The sequence below is a fragment of the Enterococcus sp. 3H8_DIV0648 genome (assembly GCF_002140655.1).
Lineage (GTDB): Bacteria > Bacillota > Bacilli > Lactobacillales > Enterococcaceae > Enterococcus_A > Enterococcus_A hulanensis.
Map to the genome: position 1 here is coordinate 2,557,177 of NZ_NGLG01000001.1, position 1,198 is coordinate 2,558,374.

The 1,198-nt window shown below is 41.4% G+C and carries 2 protein-coding genes; one reads left to right on the forward strand and one right to left on the reverse strand.

The annotated features are described in order from the left end of the window. Positions 1-210: hypothetical protein (locus A5875_RS23670; protein WP_176244666.1), on the forward strand; the 210-nt coding region annotated here is incomplete at its 5' end. 85 nt (positions 211-295) lie between these two features. Here A5875_RS23670 and A5875_RS11785 read toward each other — a convergent pair. After that, positions 296-859 carry a helix-turn-helix domain-containing protein gene (locus tag A5875_RS11785; RefSeq protein WP_088933770.1) on the reverse strand — a complete coding sequence of 188 codons (564 nt, stop codon included), beginning with the start codon at positions 857-859 and terminating at the stop codon, positions 296-298. Between the last annotated feature and the right edge of the window lie 339 nt (positions 860-1,198).

The following is a 1,198-nucleotide window of genomic DNA, read 5'->3' on the forward strand; positions in this document are numbered from 1 at the left end:
ACGCCTAGGTCTTATTTTATTTTTGGTGTCGTCGAAGCCGGAATGATCGGCGGAATTTTAATATGGGGCGAACTAACTAACCAACTAAATATTTTTTATATTATAGTATTATTTCTTGGTGCCCTTCCAGGTTTGCTGCTGATGATCTTACCTATTGCTGGCATGTGGGAAGTCCAAGTAGATGGAGATCTGTCTCTTATACACATCTAGATGTGTATAAGAGACAGGTTTCATGTCGCAACGACAAAAAAGCTTTGCGAAGTGCCGTTAAGCTGCTTCGCAAAGCTTTTCCTATTTAACCCAAATAAATCATCACTTCAAGTGCAACAAAAATCCCGATCAACAGGACCTTTCCTAATGGATGGTACGGATTGATCGCCCAGCCGACACCAAACGATTTCGGAATGATCAACGGCGCCTGCATTCCACTGGTAGCATCCTCTTTCGGAATCACCAGAAAGAAGCGCACCATCGAAAAGAGAAACACGATCCCTACAATCAACATCGGCCACAGCTTTTGATCGGCAATCTTAGGTATCCGAGTCACCACAAAAGCAAATGCAACCGTCAGCACCAATAAGCCGACAAACACACCATCAAATACTTTCCGTCGCTTGGTTCGTTTGACCAGGTCGGCGTCCTTCTTCATCTTATCCATGAGTCCTTCATCCCCCTTCAACAATTCATCTAAGGAGATGCCGTAATAATCGCTGATGGAAATAATCATCGGAATGTCGGGAAAGTTTCTTCCCACCTCCCAGTTCGAGATCGTCTGTCGCGATACATGCAGATGATCGGCGACCTCCTGTTGGGTCAATCCCAAGCTCATTCGTTGTGTCTTTAATTTTTCTCCTAGCAATACTTCATCCCCCTAAATCAAACTTACTTGTTGAAAAGTTAAGTTACAAGCAACGTACCAAAGCTTCCTAAAAAAGACAAGCAAGAGTTACAAGCATTGTTGGTGCAGCAAGGATTCTTTCTGAAATGATGGTGGATTACAACTCAATCAATCTGAACCGAACTTGGATCAATCATTGCCCTACGCTCTCTTTAAATTCATTTCACTAATAAACGAATTCACTTTAAAAAAAATCGAATATTAATGTTTTTGCTTTTCGAATTAGGGTATAATATCCATACTACTTAAATTACAGGAGGACGCCATGAAAGATTTTTAACCTGTCTCTTATACACATCT